A 21090-nucleotide genomic window follows, 5' to 3' on the forward strand; every position below is an offset into this window, starting at 1 on the left:
GGGATCACATTGATCCTGTGGGAGCGGGCATGCCCGCGAAAAAGCCAACACCGACATCACAAGGAACTGCACCATGAACCACGACGTCATCATCACCTGCGCCCTTACCGGCGCAGGCGACACCGCCTCGAAAAGCCACCTGGTCCCGGTTACCCCCAAGCAGATCGCCGAAGCCGCCGTGGAAGCCGCCAAAGCAGGTGCCACCGTGGTCCACTGCCACGTCCGCGACCCGCAGACCGGCCGTTTCAGCCGCGATGTGGCGCTGTACCGCGAAGTCATGGAGCGTATCCGCGAAGCCGACGTGGACATCATCGTCAACCTCACCGCCGGTATGGGCGGCGACCTGGAAATCGGCCCGGGTGAAACGCCGCTGGCGTTCGGCCCGGGCACCGACCTGATCGGCCCGCTGGAGCGCCTGGCCCATGTCGAAGCACTGTTGCCGGAAATCTGCACCCTCGATTGCGGCACCCTCAATTTCGGTGACGGCAACTCGATCTACGTGTCCACCCCGGCCCAACTGCGCGCCGGCGCCAAGCGCATTACCGAACTGGGGGTGAAGGCCGAGCTGGAAATCTTCGACACCGGCCACCTGTGGTTCGCCAAGCAAATGATGAAGGAAGGCCTGCTCGAAGACCCGTTGTTCCAGCTGTGCCTGGGCATCCCGTGGGGCGCACCGGCCGACACCACCACCATGAAGGCCATGGTCGACAACCTGCCTGCCAACGTCACCTGGGCCGGCTTCGGCATCGGCCGCATGCAGATGCCCATGGCCGCGCAGGCCGTGTTGCTCGGCGGCAATGTGCGGGTGGGCCTGGAAGACAACTTGTATCTGGACCGTGGCGTGCTGGCCAGCAATGGCCAACTGGTGGAACGCGCAAGCGAGATCATCACCCGCATGGGTGGCCGCGTGCTCAGCCCGGCAGAAGGCCGGGAAAAAATGAACCTCAAGCGCCGCTGATCCTTTAAACGATGGCAAATGCGCCGAAGACCCTGTGGGGGCGGGCGTGCCCGCGAAGCAGGCAACGCGATGGATGGCACCGCCCGCGCCGGTGTTCGCGGGCATGCCCGCTCCCACAGGGTTAGCCATGAGCCCTGATGACTGTGTTTTACCCTGAGGACTAGCTATGCCCTTTATCACTGAAATCAAAACTTTCGCCGCCCTGGGTAGCGGCGTGATCGGCAGCGGCTGGGTCGCCCGCGCCCTTGCCCATGGCCTGGACGTGGTGGCCTGGGACCCGGCGCCCGGCGCCGAGCAGGCACTGCGCAAACGTGTCGCCAACGCCTGGCCGGCACTGGAAAAACAAGGCCTGGCCCCTGGCGCATCGCAAGACCGCCTGAAGTTCGTGGCGACCATCGAGGAATGCGTACGCAACGCCGATTTCATCCAGGAAAGCGCACCAGAGCGCCTGGACCTCAAGCTCGACCTGCACGCAAAAATCAGCGCCGCAGCCAAGCCTGATGCAATCATCGGCTCAAGCACTTCGGGCCTGTTGCCCAGCGAGTTCTACGAGTCGTCGACTCACCCTGAACGCTGCGTCGTCGGCCACCCGTTCAACCCGGTGTACCTGCTGCCGCTGGTCGAGATCGTCGGCGGCAGCCGCACCTCACCCGAGGCCATTGAAGCTGCCAAAACCATCTACACCGCACTCGGCATGCGCCCGCTGCATGTGCGCAAGGAAGTGCCAGGTTTCATCGCCGACCGCCTGCTCGAGGCGCTATGGCGCGAGGCCCTGCACTTGGTCAACGACGGCGTTGCCACCACGGGCGAAATCGACGACGCGATTCGCTTCGGCGCAGGCTTGCGCTGGTCGTTCATGGGCACGTTTCTGACCTATACCCTGGCCGGTGGCGATGCCGGCATGCGCCACTTCATGTCACAGTTCGGCCCGGCCCTGAAGCTGCCCTGGACGTACCTGCCAGCACCGGAACTGACCGACAAGCTGATCGACGATGTGGTGAGCGGCACCTCTGAGCAACAGGGCGAGCGCAGTATCGCTGCACTGGAGCGCTACCGTGACGACACCCTGCTGGCGGTACTGGAAGCGGTGAAAACCAGCAAGGCCAGCCACGGCCTGTCATTCAGCGATTAAGGAGGCCACGATGCCCGCTCTGATCACCTACCGCACCACGGTCCAGGAGGACTGGGTCGATTACAACGGGCACCTGCGCGATGCCTTCTACCTGCTGATCTTCAGCTACGCGACCGATGCCCTGATGGAGCGCATTGGCCTGGACGCCGACAGCCGCGGGCAAAGCGGTAATTCACTGTTCACGCTGGAGGCGCATATCAATTATTTGCACGAGGTGAAGCTGGGTACCGAGGTATGGGTGCAGACGCAGATCATCGGCTTTGATCGCAAGCGTCTTCACGTGTATCACAGCCTGCACCGGGCAGGGTTCGACGAGGTGCTGGCGGCAAGCGAGCAGATGTTACTGCACGTGGACCTGGCGGGGCCGCAGTCAGCGCCTTTTGGGCACACGACTGTTTGCCAATTGAACCACTTGGTAGAGCAACAGGAGGGGGCGCCGGCGCCGCAATACATCGGGCGCACCCTAAAACTTCCTTCTTGAATGATCAGGGAGCCGGCGCCACGGTCTCCATAGATACGAAGCACCCTGGCGCCTTCACTCGCAACTATCAGACAGAACAGAAGCGGACAACCATGACGATCACTCGTATGAAACTCTATAGACTGGCCCTATCAGCCTTCTTGTAAATGTGAACCCTTCTGGTTTACCACCGCCAGAATGTACACTCGTGATGACGAAATCCCCAGAAAAGTTACTTCCCGTATAGCAGCTCTTTACCGTGTACAAAATGTTGGCGAAGCATAATTTTCTCGGGGTCGAACCACTGTAGAAGTCTTTTACCTCAACCCGTACGGGGTCGACATCATTATCCTTGCATTCTGTATACCATGAGAGCAAGGCTTGTTCACCCGGCTTCAAATCAATGAAGCAACCCCGGTTCGACCCGTACAACCACAAACGAACGCGATGAGCAGGGTCCGGATAAAAATTGGCAACAGTGTCCCGATTTTCATTGAAAGTTCGTGCCACATCATTCTTATCCACCGTACCCATCGGAACCCCTTGATACTGCAACCGCGGGTTTGAATGATAGGGGATGGCGCCATGCGACGTTCGCATCTGCGTATGAAAATTTGGTGCTGTATGCTTGTAGCCATAAGCATAAGCGGGTATGTCCTCAGCGGGAAACTCGTCACTATGCGTAGCCCCCATGTTATGCCCTAATTCGTGACCTAACGCACCAAAGCAACTAATGGACGAGAAAGCCGTCTCCCTGTACGCTGGCATCTTCGCTATACCGCAGTAAATACTATACGTAGAAAGCATAGATACCAGATCGGCGCGCACTTTTTCACGTTCGATATGAATTTTCGCCCCTAATGGTCTATCGGCTATCATATCATTAAGCTGAGTACTGGGTTCTTTGCCTGTTTCATCGTAGTCAGAGTCGTAAATATTCGACAGCTCGTACACGGCATCGATTTTACTATTGATCAAGTATTGGTTGGCGTTCTGTAACGCCTGAGCCAATTCGAGCTTGTAATTCGGAAACGTGGCCCTCGACTGCTGCGTTGTAACGAATAGCACCCTAATAGTGCTTTTTGGCGACTGAGACGTACTGAGTGACTTGGTTTTTGCCTGCGCTTGCACAGGAACAGCTATCGGCGCTGCTTCTGGTGGTAATTTTGATTCATCCACCTTGACCAAAACTTGCTGGCCTTTGCCAACCGCCGTTAACCGGTAGAGCTGCCCATCCACCCGGACATCCCCAACGACCAGGTTGCCGTCACTCACCAACGAAACCCAGTTGAGCGGATCCATATCGATTTCCGCAGATGAGGGGTAGAGTTGTCTGCGATTGGAAGGCAAATCGCCAACCCACCCTACCATTCCCGAAGCAACACTATCGCTTCTTGACAACTTGAAACTCACCGTTCGGCCGTCAGTAAGAGGCATTGATAGCATCGCCGTATCTTTCGATACAAGCCCAGGACTGACCTGCACTTCCTTAACTTCAGCGTCTTCTGCCACACTCAACAAAAGCTTCAAATACTGGTCAGTACCCGATTGCCGCTCAAGGGCGGCGAGGTTCTGGTCTGGCTTGATCTGAAACAGCGTATCCGCCGAACTGTCGAGATAGTTTGTAGGGTCCGAAGCGGTGCATCCTCCAAAAAGAAACACAGCACCTAGCAAGCAGAATTTCAATTGTTTCCGGTTCATGTTCATGCTCCAGATATCGGAGCTTTACTGGACCACGGGCATCGATTCCCAACAACTGACATAAATAACAGTTGCAAAAAAATAACCCCGGAAAGCCGTGAGCTACCGGGGCCAAGAGCGAGCAACATCCACTGCGTGTGAGCGAGGGTGACCAAACCCTCTGTACCGTGAATGGCTTCAGTGTGCGTGCTTGCCTGGCAGGGGATTTAGTCGTAAACGACCTGTTCTTAGCCAAAGCAGCCATGGCGACATTCTGTCCTTGCGAGGCTGTCGCGCACGTCACAGAATCGGTCGTAAATCACAGCAGCACTCTCTTAGCGATAAAAGGGACAACAGCCATGATGCATGCGGATTTGATTGATCAGGACGACCTCGCCGGCCACCTGCGCGCGCGCGGTTTCGATATTCCTGCCGGGGCCAGTGCCGAACAGGCGTGTGAAGCGGTAGTTCGTGGGCTGACCGAGCCCAATGCGCGGGCGCTGAAGGGGATGGTGGAGCAGATGTACACCGGTAGTGCGACGATCCTGCCTGCGGTGCGCCAAGCCATCGACAAGCAACTGTTGCCAGCGTTGGCGCAGTTCAACAAACGCGCGTAATCCATTTACCCAGGACCGGCCCCTTCGCGGAACAAGCCCGCCCCCACAGATCACCGCTGGCTCAAGCTCAGCGGGTGACCTGTGGGAGCGGGCGTGCCCGCGAAGAGGCCGGCGCGGTATCAGAGCCTTACACTGGCAAATGTCGACTCGTTGCGCGCCTGGCTCAGGGCCGCCATCGGCCCGCTGTGCGGCGACAGGGTCATGGCCTGCGGAATCGGCATCATGGCCACCTGCTGCGCGGTGTTGGAGCCCACGCGCTCGTCACGCGGCGGAATGCCAAAGTACTCGCGATAGCACTTGGAGAAGTGCGGGGTCGACACGAAGCCGCACACCGATGCCACTTCGATGATCGACATCGGCGTCTGCTTCAGCAACTGCCGCGCACGGATCAGGCGCAACTTCAGGTAGTAGCGCGACGGCGAGCAGTGCAGGTACTTCTGGAACAGGCGCTCCAGCTGGCGTCGCGAAACCGACACATACACCGCCAGTTCGTCCAGGTCGATCGGTTCCTCCAGATTGGCCTCCATCAGCGCGACGATTTCCTGCAACTTCGGCTGGTTGGTGCCAAGCATGTGCTTGAGCGGCACACGCTGGTGGTCCTGCTCGTTGCGAATACGCTCGTAGACGAACATCTCGGAGATCGCCGCCGACAGCTCGCGGCCGTGATCACGGCTGATCAGGTGCAGCATCATGTCCAGCGGCGCGGTGCCACCGGAGCTGGTGAAGCGGTTGCGGTCAAGGGTGAACAGACGGGTGCTCATGTTCACCCGCGGGAAGGCTTCCTGCATTGCGGCCAGGCATTCCCAGTGCACGCTGCAATCGAAGCCATCGAGCAGGCCAGCGCAGGCCAGTGCCCAACTGCCGGTGCACACGGCGCCCAACCTGCGCGACTGACGGGCCTGGGCTTGCAACCAGGTGACGTGCTCACGGGTGACGGAACGCTGGATGCCAACACCACCACAGACAATCACGGTGTCGATGGGCGGAGCATTGCTGATTGCGGCATCCGGTGTGATTTGCAGGCCATCGCTGGCCCACACCTGACCGCCATCGACCGTCAGCGTGTGCCAGCGATACAGCTCGCGGCCAGACAGCTGGTTGGCCATACGCAGCGGCTCGACTGCCGAGGCCAGGGAAATCAGGGTGAAATTGTCCAATAGAAGAAACCCGATGGACTGGGGTGTTGTGCGGTTCTGGGTTGGATTCCCGGAGTTGTACGACGTCATCGCGATTTCTCCTCACACAAATGCAGGGTGTGCCTCAGGCGGGCACTTACTTCTTGTTATGACCCCTCGGTCATTTTCCGGGGGTAGGCTTGCCAATCTCAACGCAAACGCCGTGCCTAAACTTGAACGGCCATCCAAAAAAACCTGAAAACGACGCCTTTATTGGGCATTTCAAGTACTTGCAACGTGTTGGCCAATCGTCCAGAACAGGCGAGCTAGCGCGTTGCCTGTAACGGTTGAGCAGTTTAGTGACACGCGCCGCGTGGGTTTCCCAGAAGCGACACCCTTAAGTGTCACCGACAACGCCAACACTGATCGCGACATCCGACGAACGGTAGACGGGGCGCTCATCACTGCACCATAAAGAGGCATTGGCGGTTGTGTTGCACCCGCATCAGCCTCCAGTGCGTCTTCGCGGGCAAGCCCGCTCCTACAGGGATTGCACAGTTCCTGTAGGAGCGGGCTTGCCCGCGAAGATGCCCTGGAGATCAGATCTGCAAATCAGCACTCGATAGCGCTGACCGCCAGGCCGCCGCGCGAGGTCTCTTTGTACTTGTCGTGCATATCGGCCCCGGTATCACGCATGGTGCGAATTACCTGGTCGAGGGAAATGAAGTGCTCACCATCACCACGCAACGCCATCTGCACCGCGTTGATGGCCTTCACCGCAGCAATTGCGTTGCGCTCGATGCAGGGCACTTGCACCAACCCGCCAACCGGGTCGCAGGTCAGGCCAAGGTTGTGTTCCAGGGCAATTTCAGCGGCGTTCTCAACCTGTGGCGGGGTGGCACCAAGCACTTCGGCAAGACCCGCTGCTGCCATCGCGCAGGCCGAGCCGACTTCCCCCTGGCAGCCCACTTCGGCACCAGAGATCGAGGCGTTCTTCTTGCACAGGATGCCCACGGCGGCGGCGGCCAGGAAGTAATCGACAACGCTGGATTCATCAACCGCATCGCTGAATCGCATGTAGTAATGCAGCACCGCGGGGATGATACCCGCCGCGCCGTTGGTAGGCGCGGTCACCATGCGCCCACCGGCGGCGTTTTCTTCATTGACCGCCAAGGCGAACAGGTTGACCCATTCCATGGCACTCATGGTCGAGCCGATCACGTTGGGCTTGCCGATTTCCTGCAGGCTGCGGTGCAGCTTGGCGGCGCGGCGGCGCACGTTAAGCCCGCCGGGTAGCGTGCCCTCGTACTTGAGGCCGTTGTTGACGCATTCCTGCATGGCCTCCCAGAGCTTGTGCAGGCCAGCGCGAATTTCTTCCTCGCTGCGCCAGACCTTCTCGTTGGCCATCATCAATTGCGACACGCTGAGGTCGTTTTGCTTGCACAGGCGCAGCAGTTCGGCGGCGCTGTTGAAGTCGTACGGCAGCACCGTCTGGTCAGCATCCAGCACACCGCTGGCGGCTTGGGCTGCATCGACCACAAAGCCGCCGCCCACGGAGTAATAGGTGTCGCGGTGCAACTCGCCCTGCTCGCCTTCGGCAATCAGGGTCATGGCGTTGGGGTGATACGGCAGGTTCTCGTCCAGCAGCAGCATGTCGCGGGCCCAGACGAACTCGATGGGCAAGCGGCTATCCAGTTGCAGGGTGTTGGTTTCGCGCAGGTCGGCGATACGCGGCACGATCTGGGTCGGGTCAATGGCGTCAGGCCACTCGCCCATCAGGCCCATGATGGTGGCGTTGTCGGTGCCATGACCGATACCGGTGGCCGACAGCGAGCCATACAGGCGCACTTCGATCCGTTTTACACGTTCCAGCTCGCCGCGTTCTCGCAGGCCCTGTACGAACAGGGCGCCAGCACGCATGGGGCCGACGGTGTGGGAGCTGGAGGGCCCGACACCGATCTTGAACAGGTCGAACACGCTGATGGCCATTGTCGAATCACCTCTTGCTGGGCTTGTCTCTGCGCGCCATGCGCAGGGCGGGGTAGCTGCTAGGCTCAAACAGCGGGCCGCCTTGAATGCCAGCATCATCGGGCTTTTACCGCCCACCTCGCCGTCTGCAACCGACGTACTTTTGTCCAGCAGCGCCGCGCTGTTTTCAGCCAAGGCACTGTGCCCACCACGCCGTTTTCCAGCGGCCTGGTGACGCAAAAATGCGTGTGAGGGGGTGGAAAAATCCATAAGCGACATCGCCCATACTGGATACGACCCGTTCCGTACTGGATACGACCCCACCAGTAGGCGATTGCCCGGCGCTGGAGGATTATCGAAAGCGACTCGTAAAGCACGGCCACGCATCCTGCCCTCTGCAGGCCTGGTCGACCGGACCCTCAGAAAGCCCGGCGACCCACGCGAACCCGAAGACAATATCTCAGGAGTCCATCCATGAAAGGTTCACCCTCGCTGTTGCTGGTTGCGCTGCTGTCCGCGCCATTGCTGGCCCAGGCAGCCGAACCCGAGCAGTGTCAGACTGTACGCTTCTCCGATGTCGGCTGGACCGACATCACAGTCACGACCGCGACCACCAGCGTTGTGCTCGAAGCCCTGGGTTACAAGACCCACACCACCATGATCTCGGTACCGGTGACCTACAAGTCGCTGGCCACCGGCAAGGACCTGGACGTGTTTCTCGGCAACTGGATGCCGACCATGGAAAACGACATCAAGCAGTACCGCGATGCCGGCACGGTAGAAACCGTGCGCGCCAACCTGGAAAACGCCAAGTACACCCTGGCAGTCCCCCAGGCGCTGTATGACAAGGGCCTGAAGGATTTCAGCGACATCCCCAAGTTCAAGAAGGAACTGAACGGCAAGATCTACGGCATAGAACCGGGTAACGACGGCAACCGCACCATCCAGAGCATGATCGACAAGAACGCCTTTGGCTTGAAGGACGCCGGTTTCAAGATCGTGCAGTCCAGCGAGGCGGGCATGCTGTCGCAGGTTGACCGCGCGCAGAAACGCGGCGAGGCAATGGTGTTCCTGGGCTGGGAACCACACCCGATGAACACCCGCTTCAAGATGCAGTACCTGACCGGCGGGGACGAATTCTTCGGCCCTGACTTCGGCAAGGCCACCGTGCTGACGAACACCCGCAAGGGGTATACGCAGGAATGCAGCAACGTTGGCCAACTGCTTAAAAACCTGTCGTTCGAGCTCAAGGATGAAAGCACCATGATGGGCTATGTCCTGGACGACAAGATGAAACCCGAAGCCGCCGCCAGGAAATGGATCAAGGACAACCCAGGCAAGCTGGATGCCTGGCTGGCCGGCGTTACCACCTTTGATGGCAAACCCGGCCTGGAGGCGGCCAAGGCCAAGCTTACGCAATAACGAACTACGCAGTAGCGCTACCTCGGGGCAGGACCGTGCCTGCCTCGGGTTGATTTCAATCTATGCAGGTGGAAGCTCGCTATCATGCTTATCGATCAGAAAATACCCTTGGGCCAGTACATCGCGTCGTTCGTCGAATGGCTGACCCAGCATGGCGCGAATTACTTCGACGCCATCGCGCAAGGCCTGGAGTTCATGATCTACGGGGTCACCAATACCCTTACCTGGTTCAACCCGCTCGTTCTCATCGCCCTGTTCGCCGCCCTGGCGCACCTGATCCAGCGCAAGTGGGCGCTGACCGCGTTCGTTGCCCTGTCGTTCCTGCTGATCCTCAACCTGGGTTACTGGCAGGAAACCATGGAAACCCTGGCGCAGGTCACCTTCGCCACGGTGGTGTGTGTGTTGATCGGCGTGCCACTGGGTATCCTCGCCGCGCACAAACCGATGTTCTATACCGCCATGCGCCCAGTGCTCGACCTGATGCAGACGGTACCCACCTTCGTTTACCTGATCCCTACCCTGACCCTGTTCGGCCTGGGCGTGGTACCGGGGCTGATCTCCACCGTGGTGTTCGCCATTGCCGCGCCCATCCGCCTGACCTACCTGGGTATCTGCGACGTGCCGCAAGAATTGATGGACGCCGGCAAGGCCTTTGGCTGCTCGCGTCGCCAGCTGCTTACCCGTATCGAACTGCCGCACGCGATGCCAAGCATCGCCGCCGGTGTCACTCAATGCATCATGCTGTCGCTGTCGATGGTAGTAATTGCCGCTCTGGTCGGCGCTGACGGCCTGGGCAAACCTGTGGTCAACGCACTGAACACCGCCGATATCTCCCTGGGCTTCGAAGCGGGCCTGGCGATCGTGCTGCTGGCAATCATGCTCGACCGTATCTGCAAGCAACCGGAACTGCCGGTAAGGGGTGAGGCATGAGCATCATTCGTTTCGAAGACGTCGACGTCATCTTCTCCAACAAGCCGCGCGAGGCACTGGCGCTGCTGGACCAAGGCCAGACCCGCGAGCAGATCCTCAAGCAGACCGGCCTGGTGGTGGGTGTCGAAAAGGCCAACCTCGATATCAACAAAGGCGAGATCTGCGTGCTGATGGGCTTGTCCGGCTCGGGCAAGTCGAGCCTGCTGCGCTGCATCAACGGCCTCAACACCGTCAGCCGCGGCAAGTTGTTCGTCGAGCACGAAGGCAAGCACATCGACATTGCCAACTGCTCCGCGGCCGAGCTGAAGATGATGCGTACCAAGCGCATTGCCATGGTGTTCCAGAAGTTTGCCCTGATGCCCTGGCTGACGGTGCGCGAGAACATCAGCTTTGGCCTGGAAATGCAGGGTCGTCCGGAAAAGGAACGGCGCAAGCTGGTCGACGAGAAGCTCGAGCTGGTGGGCCTGACCCAGTGGCGCAACAAGAGGCCGGATGAGCTTTCTGGCGGCATGCAACAGCGCGTGGGCCTGGCCCGGGCGCTGGCGATGGATGCCGACATCTTGCTGATGGACGAACCGTTCTCGGCCCTGGATCCACTGATCCGCCAAGGCCTGCAAGATGAGCTGCTTGGCCTGCAGGCCAAGTTGAGCAAAACCATCGTGTTCGTCAGCCACGACCTGGACGAGGCGCTGAAACTGGGTACCCGCATTGCGATCATGAAAGACGGGCGGATCATCCAGTACAGCAAGCCGGAGGAGATCGTGCTGAACCCGGCCGACGAATACGTGCGCACCTTCGTCGCCCATACCAACCCGCTGAACGTGCTGTGCGGCCGCAGCCTGATGCGCAGCCTGGACAACTGCAAACGGGTCAATGGCTCGGTGTGCCTGGATCCAGGTATCGATTCGTGGCTGGACCTTGGCGAAGGCGGCGCGCTCAAGCGTGCACGCCAGGGCCAGAACGGTCTGGACATGCAGAAATGGGCACCGGGGCAAGATGTGGAGCTGCTGGAACGCAGGCCGACCGTGGTGCACGCCGACATCGGCATGCGTGATGCGCTGCAGATTCGTTATCAAACCGGCAACAAGCTGGTGCTGCAGGATAACGACAAGGTAGTGGGGATTCTCGGGGATACCGAGCTTTACCACGCGCTGCTCGGCAAGACCCTCGGCTGAGGCAATTGGGGCCGCTTCGCGGCCCTTCGCGGGCACGCCCGCTCCAACAGGTTTGCTGAGATCTCTGTGGGAGCGGGCGTGCCCGCGAAGGGCTGCAAAGCAGCCCCGATCAATGGATCAGCGAACGACGATTCCGCGCGAAGCCATATAGGCCTTGGCCTCAGGCACGGTGTATTCGCCAAAGTGGAAGATGCTGGCTGCCAGCACCGCGCTGGCGTGCCCTTCCAGAATGCCGTCTGCCAGGTGCTGCAGGTTACCCACACCCCCCGAGGCAATCACCGGAATGCCCAGCGCATCACTGATAGCGCGGGTGACCCCCAGGTCGAAGCCGTTCTTCATGCCGTCCTGGTCCATGCTGGTCAGCAGGATCTCGCCAGCGCCCAGGCCTTCCATCTTCTTCGCCCACTCGACTGCATCCAGCCCGGTCGGCTTGCGCCCGCCGTGAGTGAAAATCTCCCAGCGCGGCACTTCACCTGGCCCGGACACTTTCTTGGCATCGATGGCGACAACGATGCACTGCGAACCGAATCGGTCCGCCGCCTCGCCGACAAACTCTGGGTTGAACACCGCGGCGGTGTTGATCGAGACCTTGTCGGCACCGGCGTTGAGCAGGTTGCGGATGTCCTGCACGGTACGCACGCCACCCCCTACCGTCAGCGGGATGAACACCTGGCTGGCCATGCGCTCGACGGTATGCAGTGTGGTGTCGCGGCCATCGACGCTGGCGGTGATGTCGAGAAAGGTGATTTCGTCGGCACCTTGCTCGTCGTAGCGACGGGCGATTTCCACCGGGTCGCCGGCATCACGGATGTTCTCGAACTTGACGCCCTTGACCACCCGGCCGTTGTCCACGTCCAGGCAAGGGATAATGCGCTTGGCCAGTGCCATGGTTCAGTCCTCAGCCTTGGTAGTTGTCACAGAAGGCCTGGGCCTCAGCGACATCCAGGGTGCCTTCGTAGATGGCACGGCCAGTGATGGCGCCGATGATGCCCGGGGCCTTGGCGTCCAGCAGGGCCTTGATGTCGCCCAGGTTGTGAATGCCACCCGAGGCGATCACCGGGATACGGGTGGCTTCAGCCAGTGCCTTGGTGAAGGGCACGTTGCAGCCCTGCATCATGCCGTCCTTGGCGATGTCGGTGTAGACGATCGCCGAGACGCCATCGGCCTCGAAACGCTTGGCCAGGTCGATGACCTGCACCGAGCTGACTTCGGCCCAACCGTCGGTGGCGACGAAGCCGTCCTTGGCGTCCAGGCCGACGATGACCTTGCCCGGGAAGGCTTTGCACGCTTCAGCGACGAACTCGGGCTGCTTGACGGCCTTGGTGCCGATGATCACGTAGCTGACGCCAGCCTTGACGTAGTGTTCGATGGTTTCCAGCGAACGGATACCGCCGCCGATCTGGATCGGCAGGTTCGGGTAGCGTTTGGCGATGGCGGTAACCACTTCACCATTGACCGGCTGGCCTTCGAAGGCGCCGTTGAGGTCGACCAGGTGCAGGCGGCGGCAACCACCCTCGACCCACTTGGCAGCCATGCTCACCGGGTCGTCGGAAAATACCGTAGAGTCTTCCATGCGGCCCTGGCGCAGGCGCACGCAAGCACCGTCCTTCAGATCGATAGCGGGGATAATCAGCATCTTGGGAACCTGTCTATTTGTTGGGTTTCAGGGCTTCTCGAGTGCCCACAGGTCGCTTTCGATGCTCTCGAACCGCTCCTTGAGGTGCAGTTGAACATCGGCAATCGCCCTGTTGTAGTAATGGGGTGCAATTTCTTTGCTGAACAGCTCGAGGACCTCGGCCACCTCGAATGACCCCAACTGCAGTTCGAAGCGGTCTTCGAGGAAGCGCTTCAAGGTGTCGAGCGCTTCGCGCTCCTGCTCGGGGGCAAGGGTGATGCTCGGGGCCTTGGTCTTCGACCTGCTCATTTACCAGCGCCCGTCCCAGGCAATGAAGTTCTGCAGCAGCTGCAGGCCATGGGTATGGCTCTTCTCCGGGTGGAACTGCACGGCAAAACGCGAACCGTCGGCCAGCGCTGCGGCAAAGTCGACGCCATAGTGACCGCGCCCCACCACCTGGCCCGGTTTGCCGGCATTGATGTAGTAGCTGTGCACGAAGTAGAAACGTGCGCGGTCAGGGATGTCGTGCCACAGCGGGTGATCGATGGTCTGGGCGACTTCGTTCCAGCCCATGTGCGGCACCTTCAGGTGCTCGCCGTCTTCTTGCAGGTCTTTGCCGAAAAAGCGCACCTGGCCAGGGAACAGGCCGATGCAGTCGACGCCGGTGTTTTCCTCACTGTGCTCGAGCAGCGCCTGCATACCGACGCAGATGCCGAGGAACGGGCGGTCCTGACTGACTTCGCGCACCAGGCTGTCGAAGCCCAGGCGGCGGATCTCGGCCATGCAATCGCGAATCGCGCCCACGCCCGGGAACACCACACGGTCGGCCTCGCGGATCACTGAGGCATCGCTGGTAACCAGCACTTTACCGGCACCTACGTGCTCAAGTGCCTTGGCCACCGAGTGCAGGTTACCCATGCCATAGTCGATTACGGCTACCGTTTGCATTTACAGGCACCCTTTGGTGGAAGGCATCTGCCCGGCCATACGCTCGTCGAGGGTGATGGCCATGCGCAGGGCGCGGCCGAAAGCCTTGAATACGGTTTCGATCTGGTGGTGGGTGTTGTGACCACGCAGGTTGTCGATGTGCAGGGTTACCAGGGCGTGGTTGACGAAGCCCTGGAAAAACTCCTGGAACAGGTCGACATCGAAGCCGCCAACGCTGGCACGGGTATACGGCACATGCATCTGCAGGCCTGGGCGGCCAGAGAAGTCGATGACCACGCGTGACAGCGCTTCGTCCAGCGGCACGTAGGCGTGGCCGTAGCGGAAGATACCTTTCTTGTCACCGATGGCTTGGGCGAATGCCATGCCCAGGGTGATGCCGACGTCTTCGACGGTATGGTGATCGTCGATATGCGTGTCACCCTTGCACTCGATATCCAGATCGATCAGCCCATGGCGGGCGATCTGGTCCAGCATGTGTTCAAGGAAGGGCACACCGATATCGAATCGGGCCTTGCCACTGCCATCGAGGTTGATCGAGCACTTGACCTGGGTTTCCAGGGTATTGCGCTCGACGGAAGCCTTACGTTCAACCATCACCAGCTCCGCAAAATCATTGGGCGAAAAGGGGTTCATTATAGGCCCAGAACGCGCCAGCTTGAAACGCGGATGACATATGGCAAAGCCAGGATTTATGCGGACTGGATACCGCTACAGGTCTATACAACCACAACGGCCCGCTCCTGCATCTGCGAAAGGGGCGCAACGCGCGCCCCTGCTGATCAATGGAACAGCACAGCGGTCTTCTGCAAGGTCACCCAGACACCCCAGGCCAACGGCACAACCACCACCGCCCAGGCCAGCAGCACCAGTGGCAGGCTGCCTGGCGCCGCTTTCCACTCCAGCGACCGCGCCCCATCGGCGCCCTTGTCATGGCTCAACGCGCGCTCGGCCGCCAGTTCGGCATCACTCATGAAGTGCTTGTCGGCCACCGGGCGCACCAGCATGTTGCAGATAAAGCCCAGCACCAGCAAACCCGCGAGAATGTACAAGGTCATGTCATAAGCCGCTGCCCGCTCCACACCTGCCGCCAGTTGATACTCGCGCAGGTAGGTGATCAGCACCGGCCCCAGCACCCCCGCTGCCGCCCAGGCGGTCAGCAGGCGACCATGGATGGCACCCACCATCTGCGTGCCGAACAGGTCCGCCAGGTAGGCCGGCACCGTTGCAAAGCCACCGCCATACATCGACAGAATGATGCAGAACGCGGCCACGAAAAGTGCCACGTTGCCCAGGTGCCCCATGTTCGGCACCAGGCTGTACAAGCCCACACCCAAGGCGAAGAAGGCAAAGTAGGTGTTCTTGCGGCCTATGTAGTCGGAGAACGATGCCCAGAAGAACCGGCCGCCAATGTTGAACAGGCTCAGCAGGCCGGTAAATCCGGCGGCGATCGCGGCAATTTGCGCCAACTGCGCAGTGCTCAGCTGGCTGAAGGTCAGTTCGTTGCCCAGTAATTTACCGGCGAACACTTCCTGCAGCAGCGGCGAAGCCATACCGATAATGCCGATGCCCGCCGACACGTTCAGGCACAGCACCAGCCAGATCAGTGCGAACTGCGGAGTCTTCCAGGCCACACTGACGTGCACGTGGCGGTCGGTGACCATGGCGTTACTGGCATTCTTCAACGGTGCAGCCCAACCTTCAGGCTTCCAGCCGGTCGGAGGTACGCGATACGCCAGTGCGCCAGCGGTCATGAACACGAAGTAGATCGCCGCCATGGCGACAAAACTCTGCCATACGCCAACTTCGTGCTCATTGCCAAAATGCCCCATAAGCGCGGTGGCCAGCGGCGCCCCTACCATGGCCCCGCCGCCGAAGCCCATGATCGCCATACCGGTGGCCATGCCGCGTTTGTCCGGGAACCACTTGATCAAGGTCGATACCGGCGAGATGTAGCCCAGGCCCAGGCCGATACCGCCGATTACGCCGGAGCCAAGCCACATCAGCCACAGCTGATGGGTTTTCACACCTATCGCCGAAAGCAGCATGCCGCCGCACCAGCACAAGGCCGAGACCAGGCCAGCCTTGCGCGGGCCGGCGTGCTCCAGCCAACCGCCCAGCACCGCCGCCGAGCAGCCGAGGAATACGAAGAACAGGGTGTAGATCCAGCTCAGCATCGAGATTGGCCAGTCGCATTCGGCGCTGAACATTCGGGCCATGAAGCCCATGTCTGCCGCACAGGCGACGGGGGCGGTGATCCCAAGGGCTTGCGACAAAGGCAGCCAGAATACCGAGAAGCCGTAGGCCATACCGATGCACAGATGAATGGCCAGGGCGGCTGGCGGAACCAGCCAGCGGTTGAAGCCTGGGCGGGCGATTATGCGTTCCTTCGACAGAAAGCCTGGCGCACTGGCCGAGGTTCCCGTCGCGACAGTACTGGTCATGGATCTGATCCTTGTTATTGGGAGGGTGCTCGCGAAGCGGCGCAAGGGTAGCAGCATCAAGCAGCGTGAAAGCAATCTGCCATCGTTCAATTTTGCCTGACTGAAACGGTCATGTTCCCGGCACCCGCTCAATACTAGGCTGTCGAAAGCCGTACGATCTGATACAGGCGTAGGAATTTCCTACATCTCTAGTCGTACAAGCAGGGGTAACCGCTACAGCGTTATACTCTGCCGCCTGAACTCACTAACGGACTAAAAGGACTCGCCCATGAAAGCGTTCGGCAAAATCCTGGGACTGGGGCTTCTCGGGTTACTGCTGATCATCGTGGCGCTGGGCTTCGCCCTGACCCACCTCTTTGATCCCAACGACTACAAAGACGAGATTCGCCAGCTGGCACGCGACAAGGCTCACATCGAACTGACCCTCAACGGTGACATCGGCTGGAGCCTGTTCCCATGGCTGGGCCTGGAGCTGCACGAAGCCAGCATCGCTACCTTGAACAACCCCAAGGAGCCGTTCGCCGACCTGCAGATGCTCGGGCTTTCGGTCCGTGTGCTGCCGCTGCTGCGCCGCGAAGTGCAAATGAGCGACGTACGTGTCGAAGGCCTGAACCTGACCCTGACGCGTGACGAACAGGGCCATGGCAACTGGGAAGACATCGGCAAGCCGCTGCCCGCACAGAACGGCGCAAGCACCGATGCATCCGCACAGGCTCCTGCCGAGCAGAAGCCTGCGACCGCCGAAAGCAACGACCGCGCCATCAAGCTGGACATCGACAGCCTGACCGTGAACAACGCCCGCGTGCAGTACACCGATGCCAAGACCGGCCACAGCTACAGCGCCGAAAGCATCCAGCTGAGCACCGGCCCGATCCATGAAGGCGCAAACATCCCGCTCAAGGCCAGTGCCTTCATCAGCGCCAGCCAGCCGAGCATCAAGGCCCGTACCGAGTTGGCCGGCGAATTGCGCTTCGACCGCAAACTCAAGCGCTACAACTTCGAAGACATGCGCCTGTCGGGCGAAACCTCGGGGGAGCCTACCGGCGGCAAGACCGTGACCTTCGCCGCCCAAGGCCAATTGCTGGTCGACCTGGCCGCCAATGTCGCCTCGTGGAACGGCCTGAAAGTCTCGGCCAACCAACTGCGCGCCCTCGGGGAGCTGAACCTGCGCGATCTGGACAAGGCACCCCAGCTGAGCGGCGGCCTGTCCATCGCCCAGTTCAACCTGCGCGCCTTCCTTGAAAGCATTGGTCGCCCGCTGCCGGCCACCAACGATCCGGCCGCCTTCGCCAAGCTGGAGTTGGTCACTCGCCTGCAGGGCACGCCCAGCAGCCTGGCCCTGGAAGACCTGGCAGTGAAGCTGGACGACAGCACCTTCAGCGGCCGCGTGGCCGTCGAAGATTTCGCCAAACAAGCCCTGCGCCTGCAGCTTAAGGGCGACACCTTCGACGCCGACCGCTACCTGCCGGCCAAGAGCGAGGAGGCCAAGGGCGCCACCGCTGCGCGCCAGGCCGAGGTCAAGCAACAAGAGGCCAGCGCCGTAGCCAGTGCCGGCACCACACCACTGCCCAACGCCCCAACGCAAGTGGCCTGGAGCGACGACAAACTGCTGCCGATCGACCGGCTGCGCGCCCTCGACCTGCAGGCTGACCTGGCCTTCGGCTCGTTGACCCTGGACAAGCTGCCGATCGAAGGCGCCCAGCTCAAGGCCGTTGGCCAAGGCGGCCTGCTGACTCTGCAAACCCTGCGCGGAGAGCTGTACAACGGCACCTTCGAAGCCAAGGGCACGGTCGACGTACGCCCTGCCGTGCCACAGCTGGGTGTGAGCACCAACATCCAGCGGGTGCCGGTGGAGCACTTCATCAAGACCGAAGGCAAGGAGCAGACACCACCGGTCAAGGGCCTGCTGACCCTGACCAGTGACATGACAGCCACCGGTAACAGCCAGAAGGCACTGGTCGACACCCTGAACGGCAGCGCAAACTTCACCATCAACGACGGCGTGCTGGTCAATGCCAACCTGGAACAGCAGCTGTGCCAGGCCATCGCCACGCTCAATCGCAAGACGCTGAACAGCGAGCCACGTGGCAAGGACACCCCGTTCCAGGAACTGCGCGGCAGCCTGGTGGTGCGCAATGGCGTCGCCAGCAACCCGGACCTCAAGGCGCGCATCCCTGGCCTGACCGTCAACGGCCATGGTGACCTCGACCTGCGCGTGCTGGGCATGGACTACAACATCGGCGTAATCGTCGAAGGCGACCAGCGTGCCATGCCGGACCCGGCTTGCCAGGTCAACGAACGCTATGTGGGTGTTGAAGTGCCCCTGCGCTGCCGTGGCCCGCTGGAACTCGGCGCGAAGGCCTGCCGCCTGGACCAGAACGGCCTGGGCAAGGTTGCCGCCAAACTGGCCGGCAACCGCCTGAAAGACAAGATCGATGAAAAACTTGATGAAAAACTTGGAGACAAAGTGAGCCCGGAACTGAAAGACGCGCTCAAGGGGCTGTTCAACCGATGAGCCCCGAGCAGTTCTCCAGCGCTGTGCTGGACTGGTATGACGAGCACGGCCGGCACGACCTGCCCTGGCAACAGGGCATCACGCCGTACCGCGTGTGGGTGTCGGAAATCATGTTGCAGCAGACTCAGGTCAGCACCGTGCTCAACTACTTCGACCGCTTCATGCAGGCCCTGCCAACCGTGCAAGCCCTGGCCGAGGCACCGGAGGACGAAGTGCTGCACCTGTGGACGGGCCTGGGCTACTACACCCGCGCACGCAACCTGCAAAAAGCCGCCAAGGTCGTCGTCGAGCAACATGGCGGCGAATTCCCGCGCAGTGTCGAGCAGCTTACCGAACTGCCCGGCATCGGCCGCTCGACTGCCGGCGCGATCGCCAGCATCAGCATGGGCATCCGCGCACCGATCCTCGACGGCAACGTCAAGCGCGTGCTGGCACGCTACACCGCCCAGGCCGGCTACCCCGGCGAACCCAAAGTTGCCAACCAGCTATGGGCCACCGCCGAGCGTTTCACCCCGCAACAACGCGCCAACCACTACACCCAGGCGATGATGGACATGGGCGCCACGCTGTGCACGCGCAGCAAGCCCAGCTGCCTGATCTGCCCGTTGCAGCGCGGCTGCGAAGCGCACCTGCACGGCGAAGAAACCCGCTACCCCGAGCCCAAACCGCGCAAGGCGTTACCGCAACGGCGCACACTGATGCCACTGCTGGCCAACCACGAAGGCGCCATCCTGCTTTACCGCCGTCCTTCCAGCGGCCTGTGGGGTGGTTTGTGGAGCCTCCCGGAACTGGACGACATCGCCCAGCTCGACGACCTGGCCTACCAGCATGGCCTGCGCCTGGCTGGCCGCCACGCCATGGACGGCCTGACCCATACCTTCAGCCACTTCCAGCTGGCAATCGAACCCTGGCTAGTACGCGTCGACCCGGTCGGCGAGCACGTGGCCGAGGCCGACTGGCTCTGGTATAACCTCGCCACCCCGCCGCGTCTGGGCCTTGCCGCCCCGGTGAAAAAGCTGCTTGAACGCGCGACCGACGAACTGATTGCAGGAGACGCCCGATGACTCGCACCGTGATGTGCCGCAAGTACCAAGAAGAACTACCCGGCCTGGAACGCCCGCCCTACCCCGGCGCCAAGGGCCAGGACATCTTCGAACACATCTCGCAGAAAGCCTGGGCCGACTGGCAGAAGCACCAGACCATGCTGATCAACGAAAAGCGCCTGAACATGATGAACGCCGAGGACCGCAAATTCCTCCAGGCCGAAATGGACAAGTTTTTCGCCGGCGAAGAATACGCCCAGGCCGAAGGCTACGTTCCACCGGCCGAATGACCCCAAAAATCGTAAGCGACGGAATTAATTTAAAAATTTTTCAAAAAGTCGTTGACGAGCGGTCCGGAAATCTATTTAATTCACCTCGTCGCCCAGATAGCTCAGTCGGTAGAGCAGAGGATTGAAAATCCTCGTGTCGGCGGTTCGACTCCGTCTCTGGGCACCACCTTCAAGCTTCTGGTGGTTGCAAAGTTACCCGAAGCGACAACAAGAAACCCGCCTAGTGCGGGTTTTTTGTTGCCTGTGATTTTTTAACTTCACGCGGCTTCGAAGAACACCCGATTTCACAACGCAACCTGAAGGCTCGCCATGCAATCGAGAAACCCGCAGCCATAAGCAGACTGCGGGTCGAACCTTACTCGTCCGACATGGAACGAAGATGCTCGAATGCATCCTCGGTCATGTGCCCGAGGTAGGAGATGCTGTGCAACCGAAGGTGGCCGTGTTGCTTGCCTTTTTCGATGACGGCAGCGATGTCAGCCTTTGTAATCCTCTGTTCGTCGCAACCGGCGAAACCGGTTGGATAGTAAACCCTGCCATCGTCCGTGTAGCCGTACAGGGTGACCAGATAAAAGTGCTTCATGACTCCTCCTTTGCAGCGCAAACGTGCGCATCACTCACAGACGCCGAATTGGCGCGGTGACAGGCTGCCAGCCAGCATGGCTGGCAGCGGGAGAGAAGCTACGCAGGGCCCACGGTTCGCATAATCTGGATATGTATCCCACAGACATCTCAAGCGGCAGCGCCCGGGAGCACTGCTTGGGTTTATCGGGCAATTGCG

General features: G+C 60.7%; 20 protein-coding genes and 1 tRNA gene. 11 read left to right on the forward strand and 10 right to left on the reverse strand.

All coding sequences use genetic code 11. The annotated features are described in order from the left end of the window. Positions 1-73 precede the first annotated feature (73 nt). From ACF8EF_RS04610 to ACF8EF_RS04620, 3 genes are all read left to right on the forward strand, one after another. Positions 74-958, forward strand: coding sequence for a 3-keto-5-aminohexanoate cleavage protein (locus ACF8EF_RS04610; RefSeq protein ID WP_339444654.1), 885 nt, complete (start codon positions 74-76; stop codon positions 956-958). Between the two features lie 166 nt (positions 959-1124). Next, positions 1125-2090 carry an L-carnitine dehydrogenase gene (locus tag ACF8EF_RS04615; RefSeq protein WP_020193114.1) on the forward strand — a complete coding sequence of 322 codons (966 nt, stop codon included), beginning with the start codon at positions 1125-1127 and terminating at the stop codon, positions 2088-2090. Between the two features lie 10 nt (positions 2091-2100). Further along, positions 2101-2571 (forward strand): thioesterase family protein, encoded by a 471-nt coding sequence (locus ACF8EF_RS04620; RefSeq protein WP_176683575.1) that lies wholly within the window; start codon positions 2101-2103, stop codon positions 2569-2571. 99 nt (positions 2572-2670) lie between these two features. On the opposite strand, the gene ACF8EF_RS04625 is transcribed toward ACF8EF_RS04620, so the two are convergent. After that, the gene (locus tag ACF8EF_RS04625) at positions 2671-4251 is read right to left on the reverse strand and encodes a zinc-dependent metalloprotease family protein (protein WP_392460603.1); all 1581 of its coding nucleotides are present in this window, start codon (positions 4249-4251) and stop codon (positions 2671-2673) included. Between the two features lie 338 nt (positions 4252-4589). Here ACF8EF_RS04625 and ACF8EF_RS04630 point away from each other — a divergent pair, with 338 nt between their 5' ends. Then, positions 4590-4847 (forward strand): hypothetical protein, encoded by a 258-nt coding sequence (locus ACF8EF_RS04630; RefSeq protein ID WP_003255717.1) that lies wholly within the window; start codon positions 4590-4592, stop codon positions 4845-4847. A 119-nt stretch (positions 4848-4966) separates the two neighbouring features. Here ACF8EF_RS04630 and ACF8EF_RS04635 read toward each other — a convergent pair whose 3' ends face one another. Both ACF8EF_RS04635 and ACF8EF_RS04640 read right to left on the reverse strand, forming a co-directional pair. Then, a complete protein-coding gene (locus tag ACF8EF_RS04635) occupies positions 4967-6073 on the reverse strand; it encodes a GlxA family transcriptional regulator (protein WP_176683577.1) in 1107 nt (368 codons plus the stop codon). 501 nt (positions 6074-6574) lie between these two features. Next, entirely contained in the window at positions 6575-7951 is a 1377-nt protein-coding gene (locus tag ACF8EF_RS04640; RefSeq protein ID WP_176683578.1) for an L-serine ammonia-lyase, read from the reverse strand. 453 nt (positions 7952-8404) lie between these two features. Here ACF8EF_RS04640 and ACF8EF_RS04645 point away from each other — a divergent pair, with 453 nt between their 5' ends. The 3 genes from ACF8EF_RS04645 to choV all read left to right on the forward strand — a co-directional run bounded on the left by ACF8EF_RS04645 (position 8405) and on the right by choV (position 11457). Next, entirely contained in the window at positions 8405-9352 is a 948-nt protein-coding gene (locus ACF8EF_RS04645) for a choline ABC transporter substrate-binding protein (RefSeq protein WP_176683579.1), read from the forward strand. An 81-nt stretch (positions 9353-9433) separates the two neighbouring features. Continuing rightward, the gene (gene choW / locus ACF8EF_RS04650) at positions 9434-10282 is read left to right on the forward strand and encodes a choline ABC transporter permease subunit (RefSeq protein ID WP_176683648.1); all 849 of its coding nucleotides are present in this window, start codon (positions 9434-9436) and stop codon (positions 10280-10282) included. Then, a complete protein-coding gene (choV, locus tag ACF8EF_RS04655; RefSeq protein WP_176683580.1) occupies positions 10279-11457 on the forward strand; it encodes a choline ABC transporter ATP-binding protein in 1179 nt (392 codons plus the stop codon). Before choW ends, choV begins: the two co-directional genes overlap by 4 nt. 117 nt (positions 11458-11574) lie before the next feature. Here choV and hisF read toward each other — a convergent pair whose 3' ends face one another. From hisF to ACF8EF_RS04685, 6 genes are all read right to left on the reverse strand, one after another. After that, the gene (gene hisF, locus ACF8EF_RS04660) at positions 11575-12345 is read right to left on the reverse strand and encodes an imidazole glycerol phosphate synthase subunit HisF (protein ID WP_176683581.1); all 771 of its coding nucleotides are present in this window, start codon (positions 12343-12345) and stop codon (positions 11575-11577) included. Between the two features lie 10 nt (positions 12346-12355). Continuing rightward, complete coding sequence (gene hisA / locus ACF8EF_RS04665; protein WP_003255731.1) at positions 12356-13093, reverse strand: 1-(5-phosphoribosyl)-5-[(5-phosphoribosylamino)methylideneamino]imidazole-4-carboxamide isomerase; 738 nt, start codon at positions 13091-13093, stop codon at positions 12356-12358. Between the two features lie 27 nt (positions 13094-13120). Further along, positions 13121-13381 carry a DUF2164 domain-containing protein gene (locus tag ACF8EF_RS04670; protein WP_021782634.1) on the reverse strand — a complete coding sequence of 87 codons (261 nt, stop codon included), beginning with the start codon at positions 13379-13381 and terminating at the stop codon, positions 13121-13123. Continuing rightward, positions 13382-14020, reverse strand: a complete 639-nt coding sequence (hisH, locus tag ACF8EF_RS04675) for an imidazole glycerol phosphate synthase subunit HisH (RefSeq protein WP_176683582.1) — start codon at positions 14018-14020, stop codon at positions 13382-13384. Next, a complete protein-coding gene (gene hisB, locus ACF8EF_RS04680) occupies positions 14021-14614 on the reverse strand; it encodes an imidazoleglycerol-phosphate dehydratase HisB (RefSeq protein WP_003255736.1) in 594 nt (197 codons plus the stop codon). It lies immediately after the preceding gene. 185 nt (positions 14615-14799) lie between these two features. Beyond that, positions 14800-16461, reverse strand: coding sequence for an OFA family MFS transporter (locus tag ACF8EF_RS04685; RefSeq protein ID WP_021782632.1), 1662 nt, complete (start codon positions 16459-16461; stop codon positions 14800-14802). A 268-nt stretch (positions 16462-16729) separates the two neighbouring features. On the opposite strand from ACF8EF_RS04685, the gene ACF8EF_RS04690 reads away from it, so the two are divergent. The 4 genes from ACF8EF_RS04690 to ACF8EF_RS04705 all read left to right on the forward strand — a co-directional run bounded on the left by ACF8EF_RS04690 (position 16730) and on the right by ACF8EF_RS04705 (position 20475). Beyond that, positions 16730-18976, forward strand: coding sequence for an AsmA family protein (locus tag ACF8EF_RS04690; protein ID WP_339534212.1), 2247 nt, complete (start codon positions 16730-16732; stop codon positions 18974-18976). Beyond that, positions 18973-20040 carry an A/G-specific adenine glycosylase gene (mutY, locus tag ACF8EF_RS04695; RefSeq protein WP_064615102.1) on the forward strand — a complete coding sequence of 356 codons (1068 nt, stop codon included), beginning with the start codon at positions 18973-18975 and terminating at the stop codon, positions 20038-20040. The genes ACF8EF_RS04690 and mutY overlap by 4 nt, the downstream gene beginning before the upstream one ends. Beyond that, entirely contained in the window at positions 20037-20309 is a 273-nt protein-coding gene (locus ACF8EF_RS04700) for an oxidative damage protection protein (RefSeq protein ID WP_003255742.1), read from the forward strand. Before mutY ends, ACF8EF_RS04700 begins: the two co-directional genes overlap by 4 nt. A 90-nt stretch (positions 20310-20399) precedes the next feature. Next, a tRNA-Phe gene (locus ACF8EF_RS04705) sits at positions 20400-20475 on the forward strand. 189 nt (positions 20476-20664) lie between these two features. On the opposite strand, the gene ACF8EF_RS04710 is transcribed toward ACF8EF_RS04705, so the two are convergent. Then, on the reverse strand, positions 20665-20892 hold the full coding sequence (locus tag ACF8EF_RS04710) for a hypothetical protein (protein ID WP_176683584.1): 228 nt from the start codon (positions 20890-20892) through the stop codon (positions 20665-20667). Between the last annotated feature and the right edge of the window lie 198 nt (positions 20893-21090).

Origin of the sequence: Pseudomonas sp. zjy_15, from assembly GCF_043101865.1 — a bacterium.
Classification (GTDB): domain Bacteria; phylum Pseudomonadota; class Gammaproteobacteria; order Pseudomonadales; family Pseudomonadaceae; genus Aquipseudomonas; species Aquipseudomonas putida_Y.